Below are 26,676 nucleotides of genomic sequence, written 5' to 3' on the forward strand. Positions count from 1 at the left end.
TTATTGTAATGCGAGGAAGCGATCTCGTTGGACCATGAGTTGGTCAATGCGCGCGTCGTATCTTGCCTGCTGCAAACTCCCTAACTCGGCCAGTTGGCTGGCTTGCGTATAGTATTGGATCGCTTTGTTCCAGTTCGCTTGCAGCGCCAGAATTTCCGCACGTGACGCGAGGTCTTCACCACTGTTACCAATGGCAATATTGGCGCGCGAAAGCAGATGCCATCCATTGGTATCTTCTGGATTATCATGCGTATAACGTTGCAATACACGGATCGCTTCTTCGGTTTTATCTGCTTCGAGCAAAGCATTGGCGTAGTTTATCGTTAGAACCTTGTTGTTGGGAATGCGTTCTAACGCACTTTTTAACATTGCGATCGCTTTCTCTGGCTGTTTCTGCTCGATATAAAGATCGGACAGCGCATCAAGATAGAAAGGATTGTTACCCTCATTTTTAATTAATCGGGCCAAAATCGTTTCAGCTTGATCCAATTCTTTTTTGTCTAAATGCACCAGCGCTCTGCCATATTCAAAGGCCGGTTTGAGGCCTGGCGTTGCTTTTTTCTCCGTACGAGCAAACCAGTCCATCGCCGCATCGGCGTCAATTCCTGCGTAGCGAGCGACAATTCGAGCTCGAGTGAGGTGATAGTCGAGCGATGGATTCACGCGATGCGGAGGATACGATTGTGCACGAGCACGGCTGTCGGTAATTCGATCTTCAGGCAGTGGGTGCGTCAGCAGCATCGGTGGTGGCGTGCTCGCGTAACGATACTCATCAGCCAAACGAGAGAAAAAAGTGGGCATGGCTTGCACATCAAAACCTGCCTTTGCAAGCGTATTGATGCCGAAGCGATCGGCCTCTTTTTCATTACTTCTCGTGTAGTTGATCTGGCTTTGCATATTTCCTGCGGTTGTTGCAGTGATTGCAGCAATACCCGCTTCTGGCGCGGCGATGGCCAGCAACAGTGAGCCAGCTAATGCCGCAAGGGTTGCAGGAGAGCGTCTCGCTTGCTCTTCCATGCTGCGAGCCAAATGTCGTTGAGTGACGTGGGCAATTTCGTGTGCCACAACGGACGCCAACTCACTTTCTGTTCGAGCATGAAGAAACAGGCCTGAGTGCAAGGCGACGTAACCACCAAAAAAGGCAAATGCGTTGATGTTTCGATCACGGATCATGAAGAAATGAAAGGGCGTTTTTACATCGTTGGCATTGGCAACCAAGCGGTGGCCGAGAGAATCGATATACTCGTTAATGACTGGGTCATTGACGATGGGTTTGCTGCTGCGCAGCATGCGCATGTAGGCATCACCATAGATTAATTCTTGATCGATCGACAACGTGGCGCCTGCCGCTGTCCCAATGTCAGGCAAATCAATTGAATTGGCCCAAGCAGGTGTTGGCAAAGCTAAAGTCAAAGCGACAGATAAACTAATAATGGTACGCGCGCGTTTTAACATAGTAATGATTAACTCTCCATATAGCTGCAATATTAAGACCCATTGCTGGCTAATTGGTTTCGTAAAGTGTTACAAAAGAAAATGCCAGTCCCTTACTTAAACTGCAAATCAAACTTTGATAAATGCTGGCACCTGTAAAAAAACACTTTACAATATCACCCCTATCATCAGTTTTAGGCGAGAAGATGGAACGTAAGCGACTCGATCTTAGACAACAACGCTGCCCAATGTCATTACTTTTGGCTAAGCGCCACAGTGCAGAGTTATCGGAAGGAAGTCAATTAGTTATTCAACTATCCGACCAAAGCTCTATGCGCGATATCGTCAAGTATCTTCAATCACGTCAGTTTCTCGTCGAGACAACCATGGAACAGGAGGATTACCTCCTGACTATCACTTTTAATAAGGAACTGTCACAAGATGTTTGAAATGATCAACCGCTGGTATAAGCGCCGTTTTTCAGACCCCCATGCCGTCAGCTTAGTGGCTATCCTGCTATTTGGTTTTGTGACGATCTATTTCTTTGGCCACTTGCTGGCTCCGTTGTTAGTTGCCATTGTTTTGGCCTATTTGTTGGAATGGCCCGTTGCACAACTTCGTCGCTTTGGCGTACCGAGAACCGTTGGCGTGATCGCCGTGATTCTTCTGTTTATCGGATTGATGTTGATTGCGCTGTTTGGATTGATTCCAACCATTTGGACTCAGGTGGGTAACTTAATCAATGACATTCCTAACATGTATAACGGGCTGCAGCAGTTTATCGCATCGCTGCCTGAACGTTATCCTGAGTTGGCCAATTTACAAATCGTAGAAGCGATTGTCACCAACGCGAAAAACAAAGTGCTCGGCATGGGAGAGAGTGTCGTTAAAGGTTCATTAGCTTCTTTGATCAGCATTGCAACCTTAGCGGTATACCTCATTCTAGTGCCTTTGCTGGTGTTCTTCTTACTCAAAGACAAAGAAGAAATGATGCGCATGGCCAGCGGCTTGCTGCCAAAGAATCGCAACTTAGCCAATAAAGTGTGGCATGAGATGAACGAGCAAATCTCCAACTACATCCGCGGCAAAGTGCTGGAGATCTTGATTGTTGGTGGGGTGAGTTATGTTACTTTCGCCATTTTGGACCTGAGGTATTCGGCGTTGCTCGCAGTGGCGGTTGGCCTTTCCGTGCTCATTCCATACATTGGTGCAGCGGCGGTAACGGTTCCCGTCGCGATTGTCGCGTTGTTCCAGTGGGGGATCTCAACCGAATTTTATACGTTGCTTATTGCGTATGGCATCATTCAAGCACTCGGCGGTAACGTGCTTGTTCCGGTCCTCTTTTCTGAAGCGGTGAACCTGCATCCAGTGGCCATCATTGTCGCGGTCTTGGTGTTTGGTGGTCTTTGGGGATTTTGGGGCGTGTTCTTTGCTATCCCGTTGGCGACCTTAGTGAAAGCGGTTTGGAAAGCACTGCCAAGTCAAGATGAGCACGAAGCACAACCATCCTAAGATTGTGTTATCTCACTCCATTCAGTTATTACTAACACTGCTCAAAAAAGAAAAGACAAGAAAAGAAAGCCCAGCGAACACGTTGGGCTTATTATTGTCTGCTGGATAAGTAAGGATGCTTTAACTCGTCCTATTTACTCTGCTCAAGATAATTAAGAACCACTTCATGGTGGTCTTTGGTTTTGAACTTATCAAAGACGTGTTCAATGACACCTTCCTCGTTGATGAGGAAACTAATACGGTGTAGGCCATCGTACACTTTGCCCATGAACTTTTTCTCGCCCCAAACACCAAATTGTTCAGCAACGGCGTGATCTTCATCTGACAACAAAGTGAAGTTGAGAGAATCTCGTTCAATAAACTTACCCAGACGTTTGACTGGATCGATACTTACGCCCAGCACAACCACATTATGCTTTGCGAGCTCGCTATGGACGTCACGTAGGCCTTGGGCCTGAACGGTACAACCGGGAGTCATTGCTTTTGGGTAGAAGTAAAAGAGAACTTTTTTTCCTTTGAGGTCTTTGAGCGAGACAAGATTTCCATTTTGATCAGGCAAAGAAAATTCTGGAGCAGGGGAGCCTGCTTGCAGCATATTCATGTCGTTATTCCTTTTAAAGGGTGTTTTTTATAAAGTTCAGCGTGCCTTGTACGTTCAGCGAGCGGCAAAGATCATTAAAATCTTCCTGAATCTGCATTAAATTGGATTCGTTTTGTACGTGTGCCGTAATCGCGATGTGGAACTGGTCTTGCTCCATTTGTACCGTGGCTTTATCGATGGTTTGGGCACTGAGTGCGCTCAAGCCGATTTGCTTTTCTGCAAAGAATTGTGTGAATTTTTCGGTGAGGCCGACGCGGTCATCCGATTCAACAAACACCTCAATGGTGTAGCAATTTGTCGTTGGATGATGAGCCGACGTTCGCTTCATTATGGTGATGAGATCATGTTCTTGGCCGAGCAGTGGTAAAGTGGTCTCGACTCGAGTGACGCCATTAGTGTTGCCAGACAGCAGCATGATGAGGGTAAACTCATTGCCAAAAATGGCGATTCGACTGTCAATAATGTTACAACCCGCACGCGTCACCAGTTGGACAACCTGGTTACAGATGCCTGGCCGATCCGTGCCCATTGCGGTAATTACCAGATGTTGAGTCATAGATTCGCTCTTATTGTGCATTTTGTTTTTTCCGGATGGTAACACAGAAGTTTATGGAAAATGTCGAGTCGCTTCCGTTTTTTATGTTAGGGAACGCTGTGTTGATGGTCTTGGAATTCACCAGACGCTGACAAGCCTACATCCTAGTCTCATTATAGTTGAGCAAAACTCGCTTTTCCGAGCGAATCGCTTATTGCCAAATATCCCCTCAGAAGCTTGGTTGAAGGCTCTGAACCTTCCATTGAGGGGCGGTTTGGCTACATAAATCACCAATCAACTCAAATATTCATCCACTAGTATTCAGGAAGCGAGTTTGCGCTCTTGTTTTTTTGAATCGCCTTACAGTACCATGCAGGAAGGATTAAATGAGGGAGAAAGACATGTTATCAGGAAGTATCGTTGCGTTACTTACGCCGTTCAAAGCCGATGGAGAAGTAGACTTTGATGGTCTGCAAAAATTAGTTGAATATCACATCGCTGCTGGTACGAACGGTATCGTGGCTGTGGGTACCACAGGAGAGTCTTCAACACTGACGGTTGAAGAGCACGTAAAAGTAGTCAACAAAACGGTTGAATTTGTTAATGGTCGAATCCCAGTGATCGCTGGCACGGGAGCCAATGCTACCCATGAGTCGGTGACCTTCAGCCGTCTGCTGAATGATTCAGGTATCGATGCGTGCCTGAGTGTTACTCCATACTACAATAAGCCAACGCAAGAAGGCCTATTCCAGCACTACAAAGCGATTGCTGAAGTGAGTAACGTTCCCCAAATTCTATACAATGTGCCTGGGCGTACTGCGGTTGACCTTTTGCCAGAGACCGTTGCTCGTTTGGCTGAGCTCGAAAACATCGTTGCACTAAAAGATGCGACTGGTGATTTAAATCGAGTTGCAATTCATCGTGAACTTTGTGGCGAAGATTTTATCTTACTAAGTGGTGATGATGCGACAGGCCTAGATTTTGTCAAACTTGGCGGTCAAGGCGTGATTTCGGTTACCAACAATATTGCTGCAAAAGATATGGCGGATATGTTCCGTTTGGCCCTTGAAGGCCGTTTTGAAGAAGCGGAAGTGATCAATCAACGTTTGATGCCACTGCATAAAAACTTGTTTATCGAATCTAGCCCAATTCCAGTGAAATGGGCAGCGACACAACTTGGTTTGATTGAATGCGGGCATTTACGTCTACCGTTGACTGAGTTATCGGAAAAATGTCATCCGATCGTTGCACAAGCAATGACCGACGCAGGGATTTACTAAGAGAATGTAGTCACGCCGGAGAACATCCGGCGCTTTAGGAGTTTCAATGAAGTTTTCTCGTCAGTTAGTGCTTAGCTCGCTGGCTGTTTTTGTTTTGTCTGCCTGTTCTGGTAGCGCCACACAACGCCGTCAGGCAAAGGATGACTTTGCTTACCTAGAAACACCACCACTTGAGCCGTGGCAATTACCTGAAGGGGCAACCCCTCAATTTTATCCAAATTACAATATCCCTCAGGGTGAGTTTGCGGGTGGCATTGGTAAGCAAGTGGATATCCGTCCACCTCAGCAAATTTTGGAATTGATCCCGGGTGCACGTTATGAGCGCAATCAGGGAGAAGTTACGCTTTGGCTGATCAAGCAAGAAGAAGCGGATGAAGTGTGGCAAACGGTGAAAGATATGCTGGCTGAGCGTCAAATTCCGATCGACATGCAATCCGATACTCACATCGAGACGGGTTGGGTTACGTGGCGCTCTGAAGATGAAGAGATGGAAATCGGTAGCCGATATGCAATTGATCGCTTCGAAGCAAACAATCGTCATGGTTTTAAGATCAATTTGATTGAGTGGCGAGAAGGCACTGAGCTTAAGCCGGTAACGGTTACCAATAAAGAGCGCTACAACGTGTTTATGACCAATTTGGTGACGTCTCAGTACGACCAAGTCAAACGTGATGAAGCGCAGCGTCGAGCTCAGGAATTGGTGAAGCAAATCCCTATCACGATGGGTACCGACAGAAGTGGTTTCCCGGTCATCATTGCACGTACTCCGTACAATGTGCTCTGGCAGCGTCTTCCAACGATTCTTCCGCAAATGGGTTTCACGATTGACGAGCGCAACCAATCTCAAGGCACCATCAAAGCGAAATACGCCTCGCCAGATGATGAATTCTGGAATGAAATCGGTGTGAAGCCGATGGAGCTCAAGTCAGGCACTTACACATTCTTGTTTGGTGATTTGGGTAACCGTACATCCATTAACGTGACCGACTCTTCGGGTAAACCGGTTGAGGAAGCGTTTTTGAAATCGATGGCACCTGTCTTAGCCGCGGTGGTTAAGAAAGAGTAAAAAAGACAAAGTAAAAGGGGCACGATGCCCCTTTTTGCTATTTTCTTATTTCTATTTGTGTGCGCACCTGTATTTGGCGTTAGCCAAGATCTCAATCAGACCTATCTTGAAAGCTCATCATCGTTGTGGGCAGATTGCTGCTTTTTTTGATCAAGCTCGTTGAGCTTATCAAGATCGCTTTTGTCTTTCAGTTTATCCACTTGGCCTATTTTCATTTTGGCGGTGTATTTTAGTGCCGCGATGTTACCAACGATGACACTGAGTACCACAAAGCTGATGACCCAAGGATTGGTTAAGATTTCTTGCATACAGCCTCCGGTGTACAAATGTTGGCGATAAATTGATTGTAGATCAGAGTAAGATTAGAGAGCACTTGTTCCTGCCCGTCAATGGGATGAAGTTCCAATTGTTGGCGGAGTTTCTCTGGTGTTAACAGGGTTAGGCATTGCTGAGATGTTGCTAGATGGCTGATATGCCAAGGCTCTGCAGCCACGCCTCCTAAGTCTTCCGCATAGGGAAAGAAAAACCCAAAGCGGGACAAGTTCCCTTTTAGCCAGATATGGAACGCTTGCTGGTGTCCAGAGAGATATTCCCAAGGTTCCAATTTGAGCGATTCGTTTTCGGGCAGTAGATTGCGCGCAAAGACATCAAAATCGCACCCCCAGTGATGGCGGCTGGCGCCAGGTAAAGCGGACCAGCGGAGGATGGCCCACATTTTTTCGCTGTCACTGAGCGAGCTTTTATCCATGGGCTGCGAATGGTGATCGAGGATCGGAGTTGCAGCGGAAAACTTACCATTCCAAATGGCCTTTTGGCGTTGAAAATCACGAAAACCGCTGGCAATTTCCATTTTAAAACCAGCGGTTTGAGCCGCTTCTAGCAGAGCGAAAAGATCATTTTTCACCTCAGGGTGGAGCCAAAACCATTTTTCCCCCACTAAAACGTGTTCTAAATGAGATGTTTCGCTGCCAGTCAGCTGCTCAATGGTGTTCATGCCAATAAGTTTTCCAATGTTTTCTGGTACATATCGGTGAGTTTTTCTAAGTCATCGATCTTCACGCACTCGTTCACTTTATGGATGGTGGCGTTCACCGGTCCGAGCTCAACTACTTGTCCACCCATTCGTGCGATAAAGCGTCCGTCAGATGTGCCACCGGTAGTAAGCAATGCTGGTTTGGTTTGGTTGACGCTATCGACGGCATCCACCACGGCATCGAGTAAGGCACCAGTATCCGTCAAGAATGGGTCGCCGTTGTATGTCCATTTGAGATCGTAATTGAGGTCATGTTGGTCGAGTGTTTGAGTCACTCGTTCCACAATTCGCTCGTTGCAAAGCTCGGTACTAAAGCGCAAATTGAACTGAACGTGGAACTCACCTGGGATAACATTGGACGCACCCGTACCCGCTTGTACGTTCGGGATCTGGAAGCTGGTTGGCGGGAAGTATTCATTACCCTTGTCCCACTCAGTGGTCGCTAGGGCGTGGATTGCCAAAAGCGATTTGTGCACTGGGTTGTCCGCAAGATGAGGGTAAGCCACATGGCCTTGAGTTCCTTTGACGGTCAAGTCGCCAGTGATCGAACCACGACGACCATTTTTTACTACATCACCAACGACTTCGGTGCTTGATGGCTCGCCGACAATACACATGTCGATGTTTTCATCGCGCGCCATTAACGTTTCCACAACGCGAACCGTGCCATTGATAAACGGGCCTTCCTCATCTGAGGTGATCAGGAAACCGATAGAACCCTGATGATCGGGATGTTCTGCGATAAAACGCTCCGTCGCGACGATCATTGCTGCCAATGAGCCTTTCATATCCGCTGCCCCTCGGCCATACAAATAGCCTTCTTTTTCGGTCGGTTCAAAAGGCGGTGTGTGCCAATGCTCTAATTTTCCAGCGGGCACCACGTCAGTGTGGCCTGCAAAGGCGAAGAGTGGCGCTTGTGTGCCACGGCGAGCCCAAAAGTTGGTGGTATCTTCAAACACCATGCGCTCAATGGTAAAACCAAGAGCCTCTAGGCGCGCTATCATGACATCTTGGCAACCGGCGTCTTCGGGGGTTACCGACTGGCGACTGATGAGATCTTTGGTTAGAGCCAGTACTGGGCTGTCTGTCATCCTTGATAATCCTTCATTAATTGAAAATTTTTGAATACTGTTCTGCTTTAAAGCCAACGTGTAGCTGGTCATTGACTCGCAAAATTGGGCGTTTGATCATCGCAGGGTGTGCGACTAGCAAATCAACGGCGGTTGTCTCATTGAGCGACTCTTTTTGCTCGTCAGTCAACTGACGGAAGGTGGTGCCGCGCTTATTAAGCACTTGCTCCCAAGTCAATTGCTGACAAAACTCACTCACCAGTTCCGCGTTAATACCTTGCTTACGATAATCATGAAATTCGTAAGCAACGCCTGCCTCTTCTAGCCATTTTTGGGCTTTCTTAATGGTGTCGCAGTTAGGAATGCCATACATGGTAATGGTCATGTGTTTTTCCTTTTGGGCTAATTCTTTTTGTTGTGTTTTGCATCCTATCAAGAAGCGACAGAACACACAAAATATCGTCAGGAATATTTTGAAGTTCAAAAAAACTCACACTTTCGCTAAGGGGATTGGAGAGTTATTGATCAACCTCAACAAAAGACTGAGAAAAAAAGAAATAATGAGTTAGCACAAGTTTAGGAGGTGTCAATGGAATTGAGTCCTGTTTTCGCAAGGCGGCTGTATTTGGCCTTATTGGTGGAGAACCTTGAAAGGCCAAATGTGCCTAAGTTAATCGAAAAAACGGGGTGGCCTCGTCGTACTATTCAAGATGTACTGAAGGCGCTGCCGGGGATTGGAATCGAACTTATGTTTGTTCAAGATGGCCGACGTCATAATGATGGTTATTACCAACTGTCAGACTGGGGACCATTTGATAGCCAATGGGTTATGGAACGTGAGAAAGATATCGCCAGCAGCCTTGGATTTCGTGCGTAAGCCAGCATTCGCTGGCTTTTTTATTGGCAGCGATACGCGGTGCCAAGCAAGCTAAAAGAGGTGACAAACGCCTGCGGCGCAATGACGAAGATGGTGTCTGCATCTAATTCTTTGGCATTGTTTTTCAAATCATTCACCGCTCCCTGCATCATGGTGTCATTGCTGAAGAAGAGATAGCTATACCAATGACCTTCATTTCCTGTCACCGTGCCAAGATACTGACAATGTTTAGGATTAAACTGATCATCAATGCGGATTTCGATTGCTTGTGAGCCGGAAAGTGGCAGATGGGTTGGGGTGGTACACCCGGCTAAAAACAGGCTAGCAAGTAACAGTAAGTCGATGTTTTTCATATTATTTCCTCATCATGGCGTAAACAATAAATCCCAACCAGCTAACAATCAGCAGCCCCCAAGGAAGTATATGTACAAATTGGCTTGGTATTGGGGTCGTTGCTTGAGTGTCGAATATTTCGTCTTCAATCGAGCTCTGTTGCTCTTTGCTTTTATCGCGTAATTGCTTCTTACGCATTTTGTCCGCTTGACGATGCTTCTCTTTTTGCTGCTTTTTATAAAGCGCGATGCCTTTCTCAATGCCTTGTGCGATCAGTTTGGTTTGTTCTTTGGTTTGCCCAGGCTTTTGTGTTGCTCTAGCGATTTTGAGTGCTTCTTGCTGAGATTCTGGTGACGGTGTGATTGCGTTGTGTTTCATCATCATAAGTCTGCTGTAAAAGAGATGGCATTAGTCTAACCTTTGCGGGTTACTAATTGAATCATTTGCGTTAAAGTGTCGCGAGTCCCATTGATTAAGATTTAGATTTTGCGATATTCGATAGATCATTATGACAACCAAGGTTATCTCAAAGCGCCTTTGTTGCTTTGGTTTGGTTGGTTTTTTTTAGCCCGAGCTTGGGTCGTTTTTGCTGGTGCAGGGGCAAGCCGCGAGAGTGGCGGCAAGATCTTGCAAATTGTTTACCCTGATAACCATACCCTCTATTTAGGTCTTCTGATTGGCATTCCAAGTGTTTTGCTGATGTGGATTATGGGATTGAGAAAGCCCGGCCGCCAATGGATTGATAAACTGACCAATTATGGACGGGGTTTCACCTTATGTTTGGTGTTAGGGCAAATTGTGCAGACGACCTACCATGTTTATCTGGAACATGGCGAGTTTAGCTGGACCAATGGGTTAACCCTATTAATACTACTTTGGTTTGGTATTTACGTATTCAATAGTCAGTGGGTAAAAGATTGTTTTCATGTCCCTAATTTACCCACAGACGACAACCTTAACTGACGATTATCAATAATTATCCGTCAGTTTCGCCCTACACTGGGGGCAAAAAAGAGGAGTTTATTATGTCACTTGCTCAAACGGCGATTCTGCCAGAAGCGGGCCCATTCGCGTTATACACTTTGCTTAAAATCAATCACAATCCAGCAAAGGTATTGGCTCAATTACAATCACTGCCAGCATTGGTTGAAGAGCTCAATCAATCTCAGCCTGATGCAGAGTTGACGCTTTCTATTGCGTTTAGCAAGTCGTTTTGGCAGCAATTGGATATGGCGATGCCAGCGGAGCTGATCGATTTCCCTGTATTGGGTGAAGGGGAGATTGTTGCGCCTTCAACGGATGTGGATGTGTTACTGCATTGTCATTCCAAACGTCATGACCTGCATTTCTACTTGCTGCGTAAACTGCTGTCAGAGGTTGCAGAAGATATTACTGTCGTCGATGAAACCTACGGGTATCGTTATCTTGATTCGCGCGATATGACCATGTTTGTTGATGGCACTGAAAATCCGAAAGCAGAAAAACGCGCGGAAGTGGCGTTGATCCCAGACGGTGAATTTGCTGGTGGCAGCTATGTTATGGTTCAGCGATTTGAGCACAACCTACCTGCTTGGAATCGATTGAATGTGTCTGCTCAGGAGAAAGTGATTGGCCGTACCAAACCGGATTCTATTGAGCTGGACGATGTCCCTGCTGCTTCACACGTTGGTCGAGTGGACATTAAAGAAGAAGGCAAAGGGCTTAAGATTGTTCGTCACAGCTTACCGTATGGCAGTGTGACTGGTTCGCATGGCTTGCTGTTTATCGCCTACTGCCACACATTGCACAATTTCAAAGCGATGCTTGAGAGCATGTATGGTGTCACTGATGGTAAAACAGACCAATTGTTGCGTTTCACCAAAGCAGTTACCGGTGCGTATTTCTTCGCGCCATCGAAAGAGATGCTGAGTGCATTAGCCGTAAAATAATCTGTCCGCTATTTTTGAAAGCCCTTCCTAATATGTGAAGGGCTTTTTTATTTGCCCTAGTTAAAAATAGCGCTAAACCTTTGACTGTTTTGGTCGATAAGTATCCAAAGCCTTAATTTCAGGACCAATATTTGTGGCGATCACCGTTAATACCAATGTGGCAGCACTTGTCGCACAGCGTCATTTGACCAGTGCAACCGACATGCTGAATCAATCCTTGGAGCGTTTGTCTTCAGGGAAGCGTATTAATAGTGCAAAAGACGATGCGGCAGGGCTGCAAATTTCGAATCGTCTTCAGTCGCAAATGCGTGGTTTAGATATCGCGGTGCGAAATGCCAATGATGGCATCTCCATTATGCAGACTGCGGAAGGGGCAATGAATGAAACCACTAATATCCTCCAAAGGATGCGTGATCTTTCATTGCAATCCGCCAATGGTTCCAATAGCCATGCTGAAAGAATTGCCTTACAAGAAGAAATGACCGCGTTAAATGACGAGTTGAACCGTATCGCAGAAACCACCTCGTTCGGTGGGCGTAAATTGCTCAATGGTTCCTTTGGCTCGGCTGCCTTTCAGATAGGGGCAGCGTCAGGTGAAGCGGTACAAGTGCAACTGAAGTCGATGCGCAGTGATGGTATTGATATGGGTGGCTTCAGTTACATTGCAAACGAACGTGCCCGTTCTGATTGGCAAGTAAAAGAGGGGGCGAATGCGCTTAGCATGTCATTCACAAATCGTTTTGGTGAAACGGAAACGATCCAAATTAGTGCGAAAGCCGGCGATGATATCGAAGAGCTTGCGACCTACATTAATGGTCAGACTGACAAAGTCACGGCATCGGTGAATGAAGAAGGTCAGCTACAGTTGTTTATGGCCGGCGAAGAAACCTCAGGAACGTTATCGTTTTCAGGAGACTTAGCCAGTGAACTAGGTTTGCAACTAAAAGGTTACGATGCGGTGGATAATATCGACATTACTTCTGTCGGTGGCGCTCAACAAGCAGTGGCTGTCCTTGATACCGCGATGAAATACGTCGATAGTCATCGTGCTGAGCTAGGGGCATATCAAAACCGCTTCAGCCATGCGATTAATAACCTCGACAACATCCACGAAAACTTGGCGACATCAAACAGTCGAATTCAAGATACAGATTATGCGAAGGAAACCACGCGCATGGTCAAACAACAGATCCTACAGCAAGTCAGTACTTCTATTTTGGCGCAGGCGAAAAAAGGGCCGAATCTCGCGTTGACCTTGCTGGGATAAGCGCCGGAGTGACTGGCACAGAGCTTGCGATATAAAAGAGAGCAAGTGAGTAGGAGTGGGCTGGAAAAAAGTGAACAGCTCTTATCGACAGTACCATTCAAATCTTTAGTCCTATTTTTGATGTTTTTATACTTTTTACCGCTTTAATCACGAAAACCCCTTCAAACAAACTTTTTTCAAAAAAATCGCATTTTTTTCCTAAAGAATTTCCAAACCGAGCCGTTAATAGAAATAACTTTGAGAGAACTACTTGGTTTTCCGAGACGTCGGAAACCGTAATATCGGAAAATCAATTGGAGAATTCATCATGGCAGTGAATGTAAATACAAACGTAGCAGCAATGACAGCACAGCGTTACCTGAATAACGCAAACAGCGCACAACAAACTTCGATGGAGCGTCTGTCTTCAGGTTTCAAAATCAACAGTGCAAAAGATGACGCAGCCGGTCTGCAAATCTCTAACCGCTTGAACGTACAAAGTCGCGGTCTAGACGTTGCGGTACGTAACGCCAACGACGGTATCTCAATCGCACAAACCGCAGAAGGTGCGATGAACGAGACCACCAACATCCTACAACGTATGCGTGACCTATCTCTACAATCAGCGAACGGCTCAAACTCAAAATCAGAGCGCGTGGCGATTCAAGAAGAAGTGACAGCATTGAACGACGAGCTAAACCGTATCGCAGAAACCACGTCTTTTGGTGGTAACAAGCTGCTCAACGGCACTTACGGCACGAAAGCAATGCAAATTGGTGCGGATAACGGTGAAGCGGTCATGCTGTCACTCAAAGACATGCGCTCTGACAACGTGATGATGGGCGGCGTGAGCTACCAAGCTGAAGAAGGCAAAGACAAGAACTGGAATGTGGCCGCAGGCGACAACGACTTGACGATTGCACTGACAGACAGCTTTGGTAACGAGCAAGAGATCGAAATCAACGCGAAAGCGGGTGATGACATCGAAGAGCTAGCGACGTACATCAACGGTCAAACTGACCTTGTAAAAGCGTCAGTGGGTGAAGGCGGCAAGCTACAGATCTTTGCTGGTAACAACAAAGTTCAAGGTGAAATTAGTTTCTCAGGTAGCCTAGCTGGTGAACTTGGCCTAGGCGAAGGCAAAAACGTCACGGTAGACACGATTGACGTGACAACCGTACAAGGTGCGCAAGAGTCGGTAGCGATTGTGGATGCGGCACTGAAATACGTAGACAGCCACCGTGCAGAGCTGGGTGCATTCCAGAACCGTTTCAACCATGCAATCAGCAACTTGGATAACATCAACGAAAACGTGAACGCGTCGAAGAGCCGAATCAAAGATACCGACTTCGCGAAAGAAACGACTCAGTTGACCAAGACACAAATTCTATCGCAAGCATCAAGTTCCATTCTTGCGCAAGCGAAACAAGCGCCAAACTCAGCGCTAAGTCTACTAGGCTAATCGCCTTAACCAGACAGAAACCTCATTGGCTCGTGGTGAGAGATGAGCGAGTAAAGCCTGACTTCGGTCAGGCTTTTTTTATGCGCTATTATTTAGGGAGAAGTCACACTTTTTAACCCAACCAAAGAAATATTAAAAAAAACGAAAAATTCTCCTAAAGGTATTCTTTTGGTGGCCGTTAAAGGACTGAGAGAAATGAGATGTACCAAAGTGAGGTGAGAGACACGATGGTGCATCAGCAAAAAGCCTAAGGAGATCATTTATGGCTATCAATGTAAACACTAACGTGTCAGCAATGACCGCACAGCGTTACCTAAACCAGGCCGCTGAAGGTCAACAAAAATCAATGGAGCGTTTGTCTTCGGGCTATAAAATCAATAGCGCGAAAGATGATGCTGCAGGTCTACAAATTTCTAACCGTTTGAACTCGCAAAGCCGTGGTCTCGACATGGCGGTTAAAAATGCCAACGATGGTATCTCTATTGCACAGACTGCTGAAGGTGCAATGACAGAGACCACCAACATCTTACAACGTATGCGTGACCTTGCCTTGCAATCGTCTAACGGTTCGAACTCTCGTTCTGAGCGCGTAGCGATTCAAGAAGAAGTGTCAGCGTTGAACCAAGAACTTAACCGTATCGCAGAGACAACCTCTTTTGGTGGTAACAAACTCCTTAACGGTACGTACGGTTCTCAGTCTTTCCAAATCGGTGCTGACTCTGGTGAAGCTGTGATGCTTTCTATGGGTAACCTTCGTTCAGATACAGACGCGATGGGTGGCTTGAGCTACAAATCTGAAGAAGGCGTAGGCGCAGATTGGCGCGTAAGCGACAACACTGACTTCACAATGTCTTATGTGAATAAGCAAGGTGAAGAAAAAGAGATCACGGTCAACGCCAAAGCGGGTGATGATCTTGAAGAACTGGCGACTTACATTAACGGTCAAAACGATGATGTGAAAGCGTCGGTCGGTGAAGGCGGCAAACTGCAGCTATTCGCTTCTAACCAACGTGTAGAAGGTGAAGTGGAATTCGGTGGTGGTCTAGCGTCTGAGTTGAACATTGGTGATGGCACCAAAACCAACGTGAGCAACATTGATGTCACGACGGTTGCAGGCTCTCAAGAAGCAGTAGCGATCATAGATGGCGCATTGAAATCGGTAGACAGTGAACGTGCCTCTCTAGGTGCATTCCAAAACCGTTTCAACCATGCAATCAGCAACCTAAGCAACATCAATGAGAACGTAAACGCTTCGAGCAGCCGTATCAAGGATACCGACTACGCGAAAGAAACGACTCAGATGACTAAGACGCAAATTCTGCAGCAGGCGAGTACTTCTATCCTGGCGCAGGCGAAGCAGTCACCATCTGCAGCTCTTAGCTTGTTGGGCTAATACAGCGGCGTGAGCTTAGCTGTACGGTAGTTTACTACTCATAGCTCATAGAGGTGGAAGGGAGATTGTTATGGAAATACCATCCTACACATCGAACATCCAGCCTTACGGCTTGCAAAGTGGCACAAAAGTTGCTTATGAAAAAAGCGGTGGCGTGCCCAGTGTATCGGTCGAAAAAGGCAACCCTTCATCGGAAACGGTGAAAAAGAACGACGTGAATCTGACTGTTGAAGCGGCAGTAAAAATGGCGCAAGCTCGTCAAGAGCTCAACAGAGAAGAGAAACTGAGAATGGTGGAAAAGATGAATGAATTTATCTCTTCCATCAATAAAGGGTTATCTTTTAGAGTAGACGAAGAGTCTGGGAGAGACGTAGTGACGATTTATGAAGCCAAAACAGGCGACATCATACGTCAAATCCCAGATGAAGATATGCTGGACGTATTTAGACGCTTAGCCGCGCAAGCTACCAGCTCTGGTTTGCTGGTAGACAAAGTGTAAGTCGTTATTGAGGTGATTTGATGAGTTTAGGCCCTTTGGGGATGTCTGGTGGCATGGATATCAACTCCATGGTCAGCAAAGTTGTCGATGCGGAGCGCGTACCAAAGCAGCAACGCATAGACAATGAGCGGGCTAGGATTGATAGCAGCATCAGCGCCTATGGTCGGCTCAGAGAATCGCTGGATACGATGAAAAATCTGATGGCGAACTTTCGTCAGGAGAAGGCTTTCGCGGTGCGAAAAGTCGATACGACTGACGATAGTGTCGTCTCAGCCACTGCAACTACCGATGCCATTGCAGGTAAGTATGCCATCGATGTGTTGCAGCTTGCACAGAGCCATAAGGTTGCTTCGGATGTATTAGCCGAAGATGACAAGTTTGGCCCGGGCAAGCTGCAGATTTCGCTTGGTGATAAATCGTTCGATGTCAACGTCAGCGCAGATTCAAAACTGGTTGACGTCGTGAGAGGCATAAACGGGGCAAGCAAAAACCTCGGAGTACGTGCCTCCATCATCAATGATGTCGAAGGCCCCCGCCTTATCGTCGCCTCGACGGTTTCAGGCAAAGAAAATCAAATCCGAATTCATGTGGATGCCGAACGAGGCAATCCGCTCAAAAAACTCGAATACAAAACCCTCGAAGACCGCGTTAAAGCACTCGAACAAGCCCGTCTTGCTGCCGAAGAAGTGATCAGCGAAAGCAAACCGAAAGAAGCTGCCGCCACTGACGGTGACATGGTGTCAGAAGAGGCAGAGCCGCAGGTCGACGAACAGGGCAATCCTATTGAGGTGGCACCTCAAAGTGAGGGTGACGAGCCTCAACTAACCAGTGATACCAAGCTATCCGATGAAAGTGAACAATCCCCACTTTCCGAGGACGAGCCTATTTCTAGTTTTGGTGCGTCGGCTGCTCAAGCTGGCCAGCAAGCGATTGATGAAGCGCGTCAAACCGCAGGTTTAATGCCGCAAGACAGCATTGGCGGATGGACGGAAACCGCGTCCGGTACTTTGTTGGATTCTTATCACCGACCTGAGCTTGAACTTGATGAAGCGGCCATTGAAAAAGCACCAGACGTACCTGGATGGACGAATACAGCATCCGGCACCTTGACTGACTCCTATGAAACCGTCAAAGAAGCGCAAGCCAAATTCGAAGCTGAGCAAGCGCGAATTGAGCAAGAACTCGCGCAAGAAAAGGCCAAGATAGAAGAAGAACTGGCACAAGAAAAAGCCGCGTTGGATGAAAAAGTGGCTAAAGGTGAGTTGACCGAAGAGCAAGCGAAGCAAATTCAGCGCGCGAAGTTGGAGCCGCAAGAGCGTGAACGCTTAGAGCGCATTGATCAAGCGAATGAGCAACTAAAACAAGCTCAGGAATCGTTTGATACCTACAGCGGTATGACGGAAGTTCAGCAAGGGCAAGATGCGATGGTGGTATTGGATGGTGTTGCTCAGTTATCGAGTAACAACAACATTATCGAAGACGCCATTGAAGGGGTTGATCTCGCTCTCAAAGGAGTGACACCTAAAAACAAAGCCCCAGCAGAAATCGGGGTGGAGTATGATAGACAGAGTGTCCGTGATGACATCGAAACGTTTGTAGCGGCCTATAATCAGTTTTATCAGACGTCGAAAGCGTTGTCGGGTGTCGATCCTACGACCGGTCAAAAAGGGCCGCTAGCCGGGGACAGCACGGTAAGAAATGCCGACTCTCGTTTAAAGAGTGTTTTCTCGACTCGAATAGAGAAAGCGCCAGAAAACCTCAAGTCGCTAACAGAATTTGGTATCACCACCACTCGTCAAGGTACGTTGGAAATCAACTACGACATGCTTGATCGTCAGTTGAATAACAATTTCAATCGTTTGGAAGAGTTCTTTGGTGGAAACACGGGGTTCGCTAAACGTGTCGAAGATGCCATTCACGGTATCACAGGCGTGACCGGTTCTATTCGTACTCGTGAGAAAAGTTTATCGGAGCAAAATTACCGATTGGTTGATGAGCAAGCGGCATTGGATCGCCGCATGGGCAGTTTAGAACAGCGCACTCACTCGAAATTTACTGCAATGCAAGACGCAACCAGTAAAATGCAGGGGCAATTAGGCGCATTGATGAACGCTCTGGGATAATAACGCATGACTCAACTTTCTGAATTGCGTGATCTCGATCAGCTAATTTCTCAGGAATTAGAAAAAAACGAAATAAATGCTGAAGAATTGGTGCGTTTGGTCGATAACAGGGAACAGTTATTGCAAAACCTTCTGCAAATGCTGGTGGATAATCCACAGTTAAAGCATGAGGAAGAGTGGCAATTGATGCTCACTCGGACAAAAGCATTATTTGAACGAATGCAATCTCAGACCAGTTTAGTTGGCCTTCAACTACAAAAATTGAGGCATGGTCAGCGTTCGCTCCAACAATATAAGAAGTTTACGTAAAAGAGGAATACTATGCGCGGTTCATTACAGGCTTATAAAAAAGTGTCAGTGGATAGCCAACTCAGTGCTGCGTCGCCGCATAAAGTCATTCAAATGCTGATGGCAGGGGCGATCGAGCGTCTGATTCAAGGCAAAGCAGCGATGCAAGCGGGTAACATTCCAGTGAAAGGTGAGCGTCTTGGCAAAGCATTGGACATCATCATTGCACTGCGTAGCTGTCTCTCAATGGATGACGGTGGTGATATTGCACGTAACCTCGATCAGCTTTACGAATTCATGATCACACAGATCTCAGGGGCAAATCACAAAAATGACCCACAAATGATCGACGATGTGATCGACATCATCCGTGAGATCAAATCGGCTTGGGACCAAATTCCAAACGAGTACCACAATCTCACGGCTGCGGATATTGGAATGTAATTCGATATCCATTCTTTCTACCGAGCTCACACCTCCTAATTGCTTGGTTGCCTTATTTTTTTATTCAAATAAAATAGAAGCCATTAGTAGCCCTGATGGCTTTTTTTGTTGCTGATTTTCCTGTTTTGTCTATCGTTAATTGAGTGATCTTTAAACAAATTGATCATTTTGATTTCGCATATCAAGGTTTGGCCGCAACACATCATAAAACAAAGGCAATAATCGGTACTTATGCAAGGTTTGGCAAAGCTGCTTGTAATAGAAGACGATGAAGCAAATCGTCTTAACTTACGCAATATACTGGAATTCGTTGGAGAGAGTTGCGAAGCCCTACGTTCTGATCAGATAGAAAATGCAGATTGGTCAAAGATCTGGTCAGGGGTTATCGTTGGTTTCGTCGACAATAAGTCCATCACAACTGTGATGGCAAAACTGAACTCCGCCCACCATATCCCTTTACTCGTGTTGGGGGATTTTTCTCATCCTGTAGAACACCTGCCTAACCTGATTGGTGAGTTGGAATTCCCACTCAACTATCCTCAGCTCAGCGAAGCACTAAGACACTGTAAAGAGTTTTTGGGTCGTAAAGGCGTCAATGTTGTTGCCTCGGCACGTAAGAATACCCTCTTCCGCAGTCTTGTCGGTCAAAGCTTAGGTATTCAAGAAGTTCGTCATCTAATCGAACAAGTGGCAGCGACCGAAGCGAATGTTTTGATCTTGGGTGAATCGGGGACGGGTAAAGAAGTGGTCGCGCGTAATATCCACTATCATTCCTCACGTCGCAATGGTCCTTTTGTGCCAATCAACTGTGGTGCGATTCCACCAGATTTACTTGAAAGTGAATTGTTTGGTCACGAAAAAGGGGCCTTCACTGGTGCATTAACCACGCGCAAAGGGCGTTTTGAGTTAGCTGAAGGTGGCACACTTTTCTTGGATGAAATTGGCGATATGCCAATGGCAATGCAGGTTAAGTTGCTTCGTGTGCTGCAAGAGCGCTGTTTTGAACGCGTAGGTGGTAACACCACCATTAAAGCCAATGTGCGCATTATTGCGGCAACACATCGCAATTTAGAAACCATGATCGACGATGAAAAGTTCCGCGAAGATCTTTTCTACCGTCTCAACGTGTTCCCCATTGAGATGCCTGCGCTTAAAGAGCGCAAAGAAGACATTCCTTTGTTACTGCAAGAGCTCATGACACGTCTGCAAGCCGAAGGGGGATTACCGATTTGTTTCACCCCTCGTGCGATCAACTCCTTAATGGAGCATGATTGGCCAGGTAATGTGCGTGAATTGGCGAACTTGGTTGAGCGTATGGTGATCCTCTATCCAAATAGTTTGGTAGACGTGAATCACTTGCCAACCAAATATCGTTACAGTGACATTCCTGAATTCCAACCAGAGACGTCATCGTTCAATTCGATTGAAGATCAAGAGCGCGACGTATTGGAAGATATTTTCTCTGAAAGCTTCGATCTAGCGGCGAGAAATAACTTTGATGACCACTTCGATGCTCCTCAATCCTTGCCGCCTGAAGGGGTTAACTTGAAAGAACTTCTTGCGGATTTGGAAGTGAACATGATCAACCAAGCGTTAGAAGCACAAGGCGGTGTCGTGGCTCGTGCTGCTGATATGTTGGGGATGCGTCGCACCACATTGGTTGAGAAAATGCGTAAATACAATATGCAACGTTAGAAAACCATTTCAGCGTCAACTTATTGTCAATCACCTAACGCATTGATAATAAACAAAAATAGCCTGGCATGCATTTTGCGTGTTAGGCTATTCTAGTATTTGAGGCGAGATTTCGACAGCGCATGGATAATTTAACCAATCAATCCCACTTAGACTCGGTAGAAAGTCAGGTAGAACGTTACAAGCAAGTGCTTGATGTGATGCCAGCGGGAGTGATTTTGCTTGATACTCAAGGGGTGGTGCGAGAAGCCAATCCAGAAGCGCATCGAATTCTAGAAGTGCCCTTGGTGAACGAGCGCTGGTTTTCGGTGATCCAAGCAGCGTTCGATCCACGCGAAGATGATGGTCATGAAGTGTCCCTGCGTAATGGTCGAAAAGTCCGCCTAGCCATTTCGGCTTCTGCGACAGGCCAACTCATTTTGATCACTGACCTAACCGAAACACGCTTGTTGCAATCTCGTGTGAGTGATTTACAGCGGTTATCTTCGTTAGGACGCATGGTCGCGTCTTTGGCGCATCAAGTTCGAACCCCGCTCTCTAGTGCGATGCTTTACGCCTCAAACCTTTCTGCTCCTAACCTGCCTAATACAACGCGAGAGCGTTTTCAATCAAAGCTGATGGATCGCTTGCAGGATTTGGAAAAACAGGTCAACGATATGTTGTTATTTGCCAAAGGCGGCGACAACAAAGTCATTAAACCTTTCACCATCGCTCAACTGGTCAGTGAGTTTCAGCCCATGGTTGAGACCGCATTGAAAAGCAATCACATTGATTACGGCCAAGAGGTGGAAGAGGAGCAAACAGTAATTTTAGGTAATGCCAATGCCATCGCTTCTGCATTGAGTAACTTAGTGATGAACGCCATTCAAATTGCGGGGAAAGAAGCGCAAATCGATGTGTTTTTCCGCCCAGTCAATGGTGAGCTGCGTATTTCAGTGCAAGACAGTGGCCCTGGAGTGCCGAAAGAGCTGCAAAACAAAATCATGGAACCTTTTTTTACCACTCGTTCTCAAGGAACGGGTTTAGGTTTGGCCGTGGTACAAATGGTCTGTCGTGCTCATGAGGGCCGACTAGAATTATTATCGGAAGAAGGGGATGGTGCTTGCTTCACCATGTGTATCCCTTTGGAAAGAACTCAATCTGCAGATGCAGAATGAGCGCGTAACAACACTGGAGAATCAAGATGGCTCAAAGCAAAGTGTTAATCGTAGAAGACGATGAAGGTCTGCGCGAAGCGCTAGTCGACACATTGGCATTAGCAGGTTATGAATGGCTAGAAGCGGATTGCGCAGAAGATGCTTTGGTAAAGCTGAAAGCCAATCCGGTCGATATTGTCGTTTCTGATGTACAAATGGCGGGCATGGGTGGCTTAGCACTGTTACGTAGCATCAAACAAAACTGGCCAAATTTACCCGTGTTGCTGATGACAGCGTACGCCAACATCGAAGACGCCGTGTCGGCGATGAAGGAAGGAGCGATTGACTACATGGCTAAGCCTTTTGCGCCAGAAGTCTTGCTCAATATGGTCAGCCGCTACGCACCTGTAAAATCTGAAGACAATGGCGATGCCGTTGTTGCGGACGAAAAAAGCTTACGCTTATTGGCATTGGCGGACAAAGTCGCTCGTACCGATGCCAACGTAATGGTTCTTGGGCCTAGTGGCTCGGGCAAAGAAGTGCTATCACGCTACATTCACAATGCCTCGCCGCGCAAAGATGGGCCTTTCATTGCCATTAACTGTGCTGCTATTCCCGACAATATGTTGGAAGCAACCCTATTTGGCTACGAGAAAGGTGCGTTTACCGGGGCGGTTCAAGCTTGTCCGGGGAAATTTGAACAAGCCCAAGGTGGCACCATTTTGCTCGATGAAATCAGCGAAATGGATTTGAACCTTCAAGCGAAACTGTTGCGTGTTTTGCAAGAGCGTGAAGTGGAACGTTTAGGTAGTCGCAAGAGCATTAAGCTTGATGTTCGCGTGCTGGCCACCAGTAACCGCGATCTCAAACAGTATGTCTCAGCGGGCAACTTCCGTGAAGATTTGTACTACCGCCTGAACGTTTTCCCAATCACTTGGCCTGCGTTGTGTGACCGTCAAGGAGACATCACACCGCTGGCGAAGCATTTAGCAGAGCGCCATTGTACCAAGCAAGGTATCCCAGTGCCGCGTTTCTCACCAAGTGCGTTGGAGAAGCTGTTGCAATACCCATGGCCAGGTAATGTGCGTGAGCTAGATAATGTAGTGCAGCGTGCGCTGATCCTCAGTGAAAATGGTGACATTTCCCACGAGCATATCTTGCTTGAAGGGGTGGATTGGCAAGATGCCGACAGCTTGCAGCATGTGGTGCAGCAACAAGAGCACATTGCGCCAGACATAAAACCGATCGCTCAGGCTGAGCCTGAAGGCATGATTCGCGGTCTGTCTGTGGGCGACAGCCTAGGCAGTGAGCTGCGCGATCAAGAGTACGCCATTATCTTGGAAACATTGATTGAATGTCAGGGTCGCCGCAAAGAAATGGCGGATAAGCTGGGGATTAGCCCCAGAACTTTACGCTATAAGCTAGCCAAAATGCGCGATGCTGGTATCGAGATCCCGGGATAGGATTTGAAATCTTGGTCAGATTGCCTGACTCAGGTAAACTGGCCAGCCATAACGGGCAATATGGCATGCTAATTGCTGTGTCAATATTACAGCAAAATAGTTAGTCAAACTTTTGGCTTAGAGGTAACGATGAGAATTGATGGATTTAACGGCGAAATGCGCGCCATGATGCTTGAAGCAAGCAACACGACCGCACCGGCGACGGGCGCGAAAGTCAGTGCCGATTTTAGCACTTTGCTAAATCAGGCCATCAATAACGTTAACTCACTGCAAAAGAGCTCAAGTGATTTGCAAACCCGCTTTGATCGCGGTGACGCGGATGTTTCTCTTTCCGATGTCATGATTGCGAGAAACAAATCCAGCGTCGCATTTGAAGCCACGGTACAGGTTAGAAATAAACTGGTCGAGGCATACAAAGACCTTATGAACATGCCAGTCTAATGTGGGTAGTAAACTGTGGCTGAAGAAAATAAATCAACCGATCTAGCACTGACTGATGATGGTTCCAGTAAAGCGTTAACCATGCATTCTGATATGGATATGGACAGTCAGAATCCAGATTTAGACGAGCGTAGCTCTTCTAAGTTTGATATGGCCGTGGGTGATTTAGATTTATTACGTCAGGTCGTGTTAGTCCTCTCGATTTCCATCTGTGTCGCTTTGATTGTGATGTTGTTTTTCTGGGTTAAAGAGCCAGAAATGCGACCATTGGGTGTGTTTGAAACCGAAGAACTGATTCCCGTACTGGATCATTTAGACCAGCAAAAAATCAATTACAAACTGGATGGCAACACCATTTTGGTTGAAACGAGTGAATTCAATTCCATCAAATTGGACATGGTACGCTCTGGCCTGAATCAAAGTACCCAAGCAGGCGATGATATCTTGCTGCAAGATATGGGATTTGGGGTTTCACAGCGTCTTGAACAAGAGCGTTTGAAGCTGAGTCGAGAGCGCCAACTGGGTAAAGCGATCGAAGAGATGAAGCAAGTGCGCAAAGCCAAAGTGCTTCTCGCGTTGCCAAAACAGAGTGTGTTTGTGCGCCACAACCAAGAAGCGTCCGCCTCTGTGTTCTTGACCTTAAATACCGGCTCCAACCTCAAGCAGCAAGAAGTCGATTCGATTGTCGACATGGTAGCCAGTGCCGTGCCAGGGATGAAAACCTCGCGTGTGACCGTCACGGATCAACATGGCCGCTTGCTCAATTCTGGCTCTCAAGATCCCGTTTCAGCAGCTCGCCGTAAAGAGCAAGAGTTGGAGCGTAATCAAGAACAAGCGCTGCGTGAAAAAATCGACTCCGTTTTGATCCCTATCTTAGGCTTCGGTAACTATACCGCCCAAGTGGATATCGAAATGGACTTCAGTGCGGTCGAACAAACGCGTAAGCAGTTTGATCCGAATACGCCCGCGACACGAAGCGAATACGCACTTGAAGATTACAACAATGGCAACATGGTGGCCGGAGTGCCCGGTGCCCTGAGTAATCAGCCACCTGCCGATGCGTCGATTCCTCAAGATGTTGCTCAAATGAAAGATGGCTCGGTGCTCGGTCAAGGATCGGTACGTAAAGAATCGACACGTAACTTTGAATTGGACACCACCATCAGTCATGAGCGTAAGCAAATGGGTGTGATTAACCGTCAAACCGTCGCAGTCGCCATTAAAGATCGCGCCACCATCAATCCTGATACAGGTGATGTGACGTATACACCTCGCAGCGAGGCGGAAATTAACGCGATTCGCCAAGTGCTTGTCGGTACCGTCGGCTTTAGTGAAAATCGCGGTGACTTGCTCAACGTATTAAGTATGCCATTTGCCGAGCCAGAGCAGGAGCAATTGGCGGATGTGCCTATTTGGGAACATCCTAACTTCAACGATTGGATTCGTTGGTTTGCCAGTGCCTTAGTCATTATTGTGGTGATCTTAGTTCTGATCCGCCCTGCGATGAAGAAACTGCTCAACCCAGCGGGTGATGACGATGACGAAATGTATGGACCAGATGGCTTACCGATTGGTGCCGATGGTGAAACCAGCCTAATCGGTAGCGATATTGATGCAGGTGAGCTGTTTGAGTTTGGCTCTAGTATCGATCTCCCTAACCTACACAAGGACGAAGATGTGCTGAAAGCGGTTCGTGCCCTCGTGGCAAATGAACCTGAACTGGCAGCACAAGTGGTCAAAAATTGGATGATAAATGGCTAACGAAATTGTAAACGGGAACGAAGACGGCTCGATGGATACACCAGAAGTTGATATCAGTTCGATATCAGGTGAAGAAAAAGCAGCAATTTTGCTGCTGAGTTTAAACGAACAAGACGCCGCCGGCATTATCCGCCACTTAGAGCCCAAGCAGGTTCAGCGTGTGGGTAGTGCGATGGCGCGCGCCAAAGACCTCAGCCAAGACAAAGTTTCGGCAGTGCACCGTGCTTTCTTGGAAGACATTCAGAAGTACACCAACATCGGTATGGGCAGTGAAGACTTCATGCGTAATACCTTGATCGCGGCACTGGGTGCTGATAAAGCCAATAACTTGGTGGATCAGATCTTGTTGGGTACGGGTTCGAAAGGTCTCGATTCGTTGAAATGGATGGACCCACGACAAGTGGCGAGCATCATTGTTAACGAACACCCACAAATTCAGACGATCGTACTGTCCTACTTGGAAGCCGATCAATCAGCCGAGATCATCGCGCAATTCCCAGAGCGCGTACGTCTTGACTTGATGATGCGTATCGCCAACCTTGAGGAAGTTCAACCTTCAGCACTGGCTGAGTTGAACGAAATCATGGAGAAACAGTTTGCCGGCCAAGCGGGCGCGCAAGCAGCGAAAATTGGCGGCCTGAAGGCAGCAGCAGAGATCATGAACTACCTCGACAACAACGTCGAAGGTTTGTTGATGGAGCAGATTCGCGACCAAGACGAAGATTTGGCGACGCAAATCCAAGATCTCATGTTCGTATTCGAGAACCTTATCGAAGTGGACGATCAAGGTATCCAGAAATTGCTGCGTGACGTCCCACAAGACGTACTACAGAAAGCCCTTAAAGGTGCCGATGATGGTCTTCGTGAGAAGATCTTCAAGAACATGTCGAAACGTGCTGCTGAGATGATGAAAGACGACATCGAAGCAATGCCACCAGTGCGTGTTGCCGATGTGGAAGCGGCGCAGAAAGAAATTCTCGCCATTGCTCGTCGTTTGGCCGACAGCGGAGAAATCATGCTGTCCGGTGGCGCAGACGAATTCTTGTAATTACAGAC

29 protein-coding genes are annotated in these 26,676 nt (G+C 47.0%); 20 read left to right on the plus strand and 9 right to left on the minus strand.

Going from position 1 to position 26,676, the window contains the following annotated elements; all coding sequences use genetic code 11:
- Window positions 1–1,455, minus strand: a complete 1,455-nt coding sequence (locus PQQ36_RS08185; RefSeq protein ID WP_273660718.1) for a beta-barrel assembly-enhancing protease — start codon at window positions 1,453–1,455, stop codon at window positions 1–3.
- 185 nt (window positions 1,456–1,640) lie between these two features.
- Between PQQ36_RS08185 and PQQ36_RS08190 the strand changes: the two genes are divergently transcribed.
- Complete coding sequence (locus PQQ36_RS08190; RefSeq protein ID WP_039554394.1) at window positions 1,641–1,883, plus strand: sulfurtransferase TusA family protein; 243 nt, start codon at window positions 1,641–1,643, stop codon at window positions 1,881–1,883.
- Window positions 1,876–2,946, plus strand: coding sequence for an AI-2E family transporter (locus PQQ36_RS08195; RefSeq protein ID WP_273660719.1), 1,071 nt, complete (start codon window positions 1,876–1,878; stop codon window positions 2,944–2,946). Before PQQ36_RS08190 ends, PQQ36_RS08195 begins: the two co-directional genes overlap by 8 nt.
- 130 nt (window positions 2,947–3,076) lie before the next feature.
- Here the strand turns inward: PQQ36_RS08195 and bcp are convergent, their stop codons facing one another.
- A complete protein-coding gene (gene bcp / locus PQQ36_RS08200) occupies window positions 3,077–3,547 on the minus strand; it encodes a thioredoxin-dependent thiol peroxidase (protein ID WP_011079810.1) in 471 nt (156 codons plus the stop codon).
- Window positions 3,548–3,560: 13 nt separating this feature from the next.
- Window positions 3,561–4,103 (minus strand): glycine cleavage system protein R, encoded by a 543-nt coding sequence (locus PQQ36_RS08205; RefSeq protein WP_013571290.1) that lies wholly within the window; start codon window positions 4,101–4,103, stop codon window positions 3,561–3,563.
- Window positions 4,104–4,483: 380 nt separating this feature from the next.
- On the opposite strand from PQQ36_RS08205, the gene dapA reads away from it, so the two are divergent.
- Window positions 4,484–5,362, plus strand: a complete 879-nt coding sequence (gene dapA, locus PQQ36_RS08210; protein ID WP_013571291.1) for a 4-hydroxy-tetrahydrodipicolinate synthase — start codon at window positions 4,484–4,486, stop codon at window positions 5,360–5,362.
- A gap of 46 nt (window positions 5,363–5,408) precedes the next feature.
- A complete protein-coding gene (gene bamC, locus PQQ36_RS08215) occupies window positions 5,409–6,428 on the plus strand; it encodes an outer membrane protein assembly factor BamC (RefSeq protein ID WP_273660720.1) in 1,020 nt (339 codons plus the stop codon).
- A 101-nt stretch (window positions 6,429–6,529) separates the two neighbouring features.
- Here the strand turns inward: bamC and PQQ36_RS08220 are convergent, their stop codons facing one another.
- From PQQ36_RS08220 to PQQ36_RS08235, 4 genes are read right to left on the minus strand one after another with little or no spacing between them, the layout of a single operon-like run.
- Window positions 6,530–6,736 carry a DUF2897 family protein gene (locus tag PQQ36_RS08220; RefSeq protein WP_011079814.1) on the minus strand — a complete coding sequence of 69 codons (207 nt, stop codon included), beginning with the start codon at window positions 6,734–6,736 and terminating at the stop codon, window positions 6,530–6,532.
- On the minus strand, window positions 6,721–7,422 hold the full coding sequence (locus tag PQQ36_RS08225; protein ID WP_011150930.1) for a M15 family metallopeptidase: 702 nt from the start codon (window positions 7,420–7,422) through the stop codon (window positions 6,721–6,723). Before PQQ36_RS08225 ends, PQQ36_RS08220 begins: the two co-directional genes overlap by 16 nt.
- Window positions 7,419–8,552: a succinyl-diaminopimelate desuccinylase gene (gene dapE, locus PQQ36_RS08230; RefSeq protein ID WP_011079816.1), complete on the minus strand. Its 1,134-nt coding sequence runs from the start codon at window positions 8,550–8,552 to the stop codon at window positions 7,419–7,421. Before dapE ends, PQQ36_RS08225 begins: the two co-directional genes overlap by 4 nt.
- 16 nt (window positions 8,553–8,568) lie before the next feature.
- The gene (locus PQQ36_RS08235; protein ID WP_273660721.1) at window positions 8,569–8,916 is read right to left on the minus strand and encodes an ArsC family reductase; all 348 of its coding nucleotides are present in this window, start codon (window positions 8,914–8,916) and stop codon (window positions 8,569–8,571) included.
- 204 nt (window positions 8,917–9,120) lie between these two features.
- Here PQQ36_RS08235 and PQQ36_RS08240 point away from each other — a divergent pair, with 204 nt between their 5' ends.
- Complete coding sequence (locus PQQ36_RS08240) at window positions 9,121–9,408, plus strand: winged helix-turn-helix domain-containing protein (protein WP_011079818.1); 288 nt, start codon at window positions 9,121–9,123, stop codon at window positions 9,406–9,408.
- A 20-nt stretch (window positions 9,409–9,428) separates the two neighbouring features.
- Here PQQ36_RS08240 and PQQ36_RS08245 read toward each other — a convergent pair whose 3' ends face one another.
- Window positions 9,429–9,761 (minus strand): DUF4156 domain-containing protein, encoded by a 333-nt coding sequence (locus tag PQQ36_RS08245; protein WP_273660722.1) that lies wholly within the window; start codon window positions 9,759–9,761, stop codon window positions 9,429–9,431.
- A 1-nt stretch (window position 9,762) separates the two neighbouring features.
- The gene (locus PQQ36_RS08250) at window positions 9,763–10,125 is read right to left on the minus strand and encodes a DUF2956 domain-containing protein (RefSeq protein WP_273660723.1); all 363 of its coding nucleotides are present in this window, start codon (window positions 10,123–10,125) and stop codon (window positions 9,763–9,765) included.
- Between the two features lie 102 nt (window positions 10,126–10,227).
- Here PQQ36_RS08250 and PQQ36_RS08255 point away from each other — a divergent pair, with 102 nt between their 5' ends.
- The 15 genes from PQQ36_RS08255 to fliG all read left to right on the plus strand — a co-directional run bounded on the left by PQQ36_RS08255 (window position 10,228) and on the right by fliG (window position 26,668).
- Window positions 10,228–10,704: a DUF2919 domain-containing protein gene (locus tag PQQ36_RS08255; RefSeq protein ID WP_011079821.1), complete on the plus strand. Its 477-nt coding sequence runs from the start codon at window positions 10,228–10,230 to the stop codon at window positions 10,702–10,704.
- A gap of 62 nt (window positions 10,705–10,766) precedes the next feature.
- Window positions 10,767–11,669: a Dyp-type peroxidase gene (locus tag PQQ36_RS08260; RefSeq protein ID WP_011079822.1), complete on the plus strand. Its 903-nt coding sequence runs from the start codon at window positions 10,767–10,769 to the stop codon at window positions 11,667–11,669.
- A gap of 133 nt (window positions 11,670–11,802) precedes the next feature.
- Window positions 11,803–12,936 (plus strand): flagellin, encoded by a 1,134-nt coding sequence (locus PQQ36_RS08265; protein WP_273660724.1) that lies wholly within the window; start codon window positions 11,803–11,805, stop codon window positions 12,934–12,936.
- 307 nt (window positions 12,937–13,243) lie between these two features.
- Window positions 13,244–14,377 carry a flagellin gene (locus tag PQQ36_RS08270; protein WP_011150922.1) on the plus strand — a complete coding sequence of 378 codons (1,134 nt, stop codon included), beginning with the start codon at window positions 13,244–13,246 and terminating at the stop codon, window positions 14,375–14,377.
- 262 nt (window positions 14,378–14,639) lie between these two features.
- Window positions 14,640–15,770, plus strand: a complete 1,131-nt coding sequence (locus PQQ36_RS08275; RefSeq protein WP_011079825.1) for a flagellin — start codon at window positions 14,640–14,642, stop codon at window positions 15,768–15,770.
- Window positions 15,771–15,840: 70 nt separating this feature from the next.
- Entirely contained in the window at window positions 15,841–16,269 is a 429-nt protein-coding gene (gene flaG, locus PQQ36_RS08280) for a flagellar protein FlaG (protein ID WP_011079826.1), read from the plus strand.
- A 20-nt stretch (window positions 16,270–16,289) separates the two neighbouring features.
- The gene (gene fliD, locus PQQ36_RS08285; protein ID WP_273660725.1) at window positions 16,290–18,392 is read left to right on the plus strand and encodes a flagellar filament capping protein FliD; all 2,103 of its coding nucleotides are present in this window, start codon (window positions 16,290–16,292) and stop codon (window positions 18,390–18,392) included.
- A 6-nt stretch (window positions 18,393–18,398) separates the two neighbouring features.
- Window positions 18,399–18,701, plus strand: coding sequence for a flagellar protein FliT (locus tag PQQ36_RS08290; RefSeq protein WP_017790084.1), 303 nt, complete (start codon window positions 18,399–18,401; stop codon window positions 18,699–18,701).
- Between the two features lie 12 nt (window positions 18,702–18,713).
- On the plus strand, window positions 18,714–19,124 hold the full coding sequence (fliS, locus tag PQQ36_RS08295; RefSeq protein ID WP_011079829.1) for a flagellar export chaperone FliS: 411 nt from the start codon (window positions 18,714–18,716) through the stop codon (window positions 19,122–19,124).
- Between the two features lie 231 nt (window positions 19,125–19,355).
- The gene (locus PQQ36_RS08300; RefSeq protein ID WP_011079830.1) at window positions 19,356–20,819 is read left to right on the plus strand and encodes a sigma-54 dependent transcriptional regulator; all 1,464 of its coding nucleotides are present in this window, start codon (window positions 19,356–19,358) and stop codon (window positions 20,817–20,819) included.
- Window positions 20,820–20,941: 122 nt separating this feature from the next.
- Window positions 20,942–21,976: a sensor histidine kinase gene (locus PQQ36_RS08305; protein ID WP_011079831.1), complete on the plus strand. Its 1,035-nt coding sequence runs from the start codon at window positions 20,942–20,944 to the stop codon at window positions 21,974–21,976.
- A 26-nt stretch (window positions 21,977–22,002) separates the two neighbouring features.
- Complete coding sequence (locus PQQ36_RS08310) at window positions 22,003–23,418, plus strand: sigma-54-dependent transcriptional regulator (RefSeq protein WP_013571298.1); 1,416 nt, start codon at window positions 22,003–22,005, stop codon at window positions 23,416–23,418.
- Window positions 23,419–23,547: 129 nt separating this feature from the next.
- The gene (fliE, locus tag PQQ36_RS08315; protein WP_011079833.1) at window positions 23,548–23,859 is read left to right on the plus strand and encodes a flagellar hook-basal body complex protein FliE; all 312 of its coding nucleotides are present in this window, start codon (window positions 23,548–23,550) and stop codon (window positions 23,857–23,859) included.
- Between the two features lie 81 nt (window positions 23,860–23,940).
- Window positions 23,941–25,620: a flagellar basal-body MS-ring/collar protein FliF gene (gene fliF / locus PQQ36_RS08320; RefSeq protein WP_226048905.1), complete on the plus strand. Its 1,680-nt coding sequence runs from the start codon at window positions 23,941–23,943 to the stop codon at window positions 25,618–25,620.
- Window positions 25,613–26,668, plus strand: coding sequence for a flagellar motor switch protein FliG (gene fliG, locus PQQ36_RS08325; RefSeq protein ID WP_011079835.1), 1,056 nt, complete (start codon window positions 25,613–25,615; stop codon window positions 26,666–26,668). Before fliF ends, fliG begins: the two co-directional genes overlap by 8 nt.
- Window positions 26,669–26,676 lie beyond the last annotated feature (8 nt).

This window comes from Vibrio sp. CCUG 15886 (genome assembly GCF_028570825.1).
GTDB classification, from domain to species: Bacteria; Pseudomonadota; Gammaproteobacteria; order Enterobacterales; family Vibrionaceae; genus Vibrio; species Vibrio vulnificus_B.

Coding starts and splice junctions, on each gene's coding strand:
- PQQ36_RS08185 (WP_273660718.1), bottom strand. CDS start 1,455: ATGTTAAAACGCGCGCGTACCATTATTAGTTTATCTGTCGCTTTGACT.
- PQQ36_RS08190 (WP_039554394.1), top strand. CDS start 1,641: ATGGAACGTAAGCGACTCGATCTTAGACAACAACGCTGCCCAATGTCA.
- PQQ36_RS08195 (WP_273660719.1), top strand. CDS start 1,876: ATGTTTGAAATGATCAACCGCTGGTATAAGCGCCGTTTTTCAGACCCC.
- bcp (WP_011079810.1), bottom strand. CDS start 3,547: ATGAATATGCTGCAAGCAGGCTCCCCTGCTCCAGAATTTTCTTTGCCT.
- PQQ36_RS08205 (WP_013571290.1), bottom strand. CDS start 4,103: ATGACTCAACATCTGGTAATTACCGCAATGGGCACGGATCGGCCAGGC.
- dapA (WP_013571291.1), top strand. CDS start 4,484: ATGTTATCAGGAAGTATCGTTGCGTTACTTACGCCGTTCAAAGCCGAT.
- bamC (WP_273660720.1), top strand. CDS start 5,409: ATGAAGTTTTCTCGTCAGTTAGTGCTTAGCTCGCTGGCTGTTTTTGTT.
- PQQ36_RS08220 (WP_011079814.1), bottom strand. CDS start 6,736: ATGCAAGAAATCTTAACCAATCCTTGGGTCATCAGCTTTGTGGTACTC.
- PQQ36_RS08225 (WP_011150930.1), bottom strand. CDS start 7,422: ATGAACACCATTGAGCAGCTGACTGGCAGCGAAACATCTCATTTAGAA.
- dapE (WP_011079816.1), bottom strand. CDS start 8,552: ATGACAGACAGCCCAGTACTGGCTCTAACCAAAGATCTCATCAGTCGC.
- PQQ36_RS08235 (WP_273660721.1), bottom strand. CDS start 8,916: ATGACCATTACCATGTATGGCATTCCTAACTGCGACACCATTAAGAAA.
- PQQ36_RS08240 (WP_011079818.1), top strand. CDS start 9,121: ATGGAATTGAGTCCTGTTTTCGCAAGGCGGCTGTATTTGGCCTTATTG.
- PQQ36_RS08245 (WP_273660722.1), bottom strand. CDS start 9,761: ATGAAAAACATCGACTTACTGTTACTTGCTAGCCTGTTTTTAGCCGGG.
- PQQ36_RS08250 (WP_273660723.1), bottom strand. CDS start 10,125: ATGATGATGAAACACAACGCAATCACACCGTCACCAGAATCTCAGCAA.
- PQQ36_RS08260 (WP_011079822.1), top strand. CDS start 10,767: ATGTCACTTGCTCAAACGGCGATTCTGCCAGAAGCGGGCCCATTCGCG.
- PQQ36_RS08270 (WP_011150922.1), top strand. CDS start 13,244: ATGGCAGTGAATGTAAATACAAACGTAGCAGCAATGACAGCACAGCGT.
- PQQ36_RS08275 (WP_011079825.1), top strand. CDS start 14,640: ATGGCTATCAATGTAAACACTAACGTGTCAGCAATGACCGCACAGCGT.
- flaG (WP_011079826.1), top strand. CDS start 15,841: ATGGAAATACCATCCTACACATCGAACATCCAGCCTTACGGCTTGCAA.
- fliD (WP_273660725.1), top strand. CDS start 16,290: ATGAGTTTAGGCCCTTTGGGGATGTCTGGTGGCATGGATATCAACTCC.
- PQQ36_RS08290 (WP_017790084.1), top strand. CDS start 18,399: ATGACTCAACTTTCTGAATTGCGTGATCTCGATCAGCTAATTTCTCAG.
- fliS (WP_011079829.1), top strand. CDS start 18,714: ATGCGCGGTTCATTACAGGCTTATAAAAAAGTGTCAGTGGATAGCCAA.
- PQQ36_RS08300 (WP_011079830.1), top strand. CDS start 19,356: ATGCAAGGTTTGGCAAAGCTGCTTGTAATAGAAGACGATGAAGCAAAT.
- PQQ36_RS08305 (WP_011079831.1), top strand. CDS start 20,942: ATGGATAATTTAACCAATCAATCCCACTTAGACTCGGTAGAAAGTCAG.
- PQQ36_RS08310 (WP_013571298.1), top strand. CDS start 22,003: ATGGCTCAAAGCAAAGTGTTAATCGTAGAAGACGATGAAGGTCTGCGC.
- fliE (WP_011079833.1), top strand. CDS start 23,548: ATGAGAATTGATGGATTTAACGGCGAAATGCGCGCCATGATGCTTGAA.
- fliF (WP_226048905.1), top strand. CDS start 23,941: ATGCATTCTGATATGGATATGGACAGTCAGAATCCAGATTTAGACGAG.
- fliG (WP_011079835.1), top strand. CDS start 25,613: ATGGCTAACGAAATTGTAAACGGGAACGAAGACGGCTCGATGGATACA.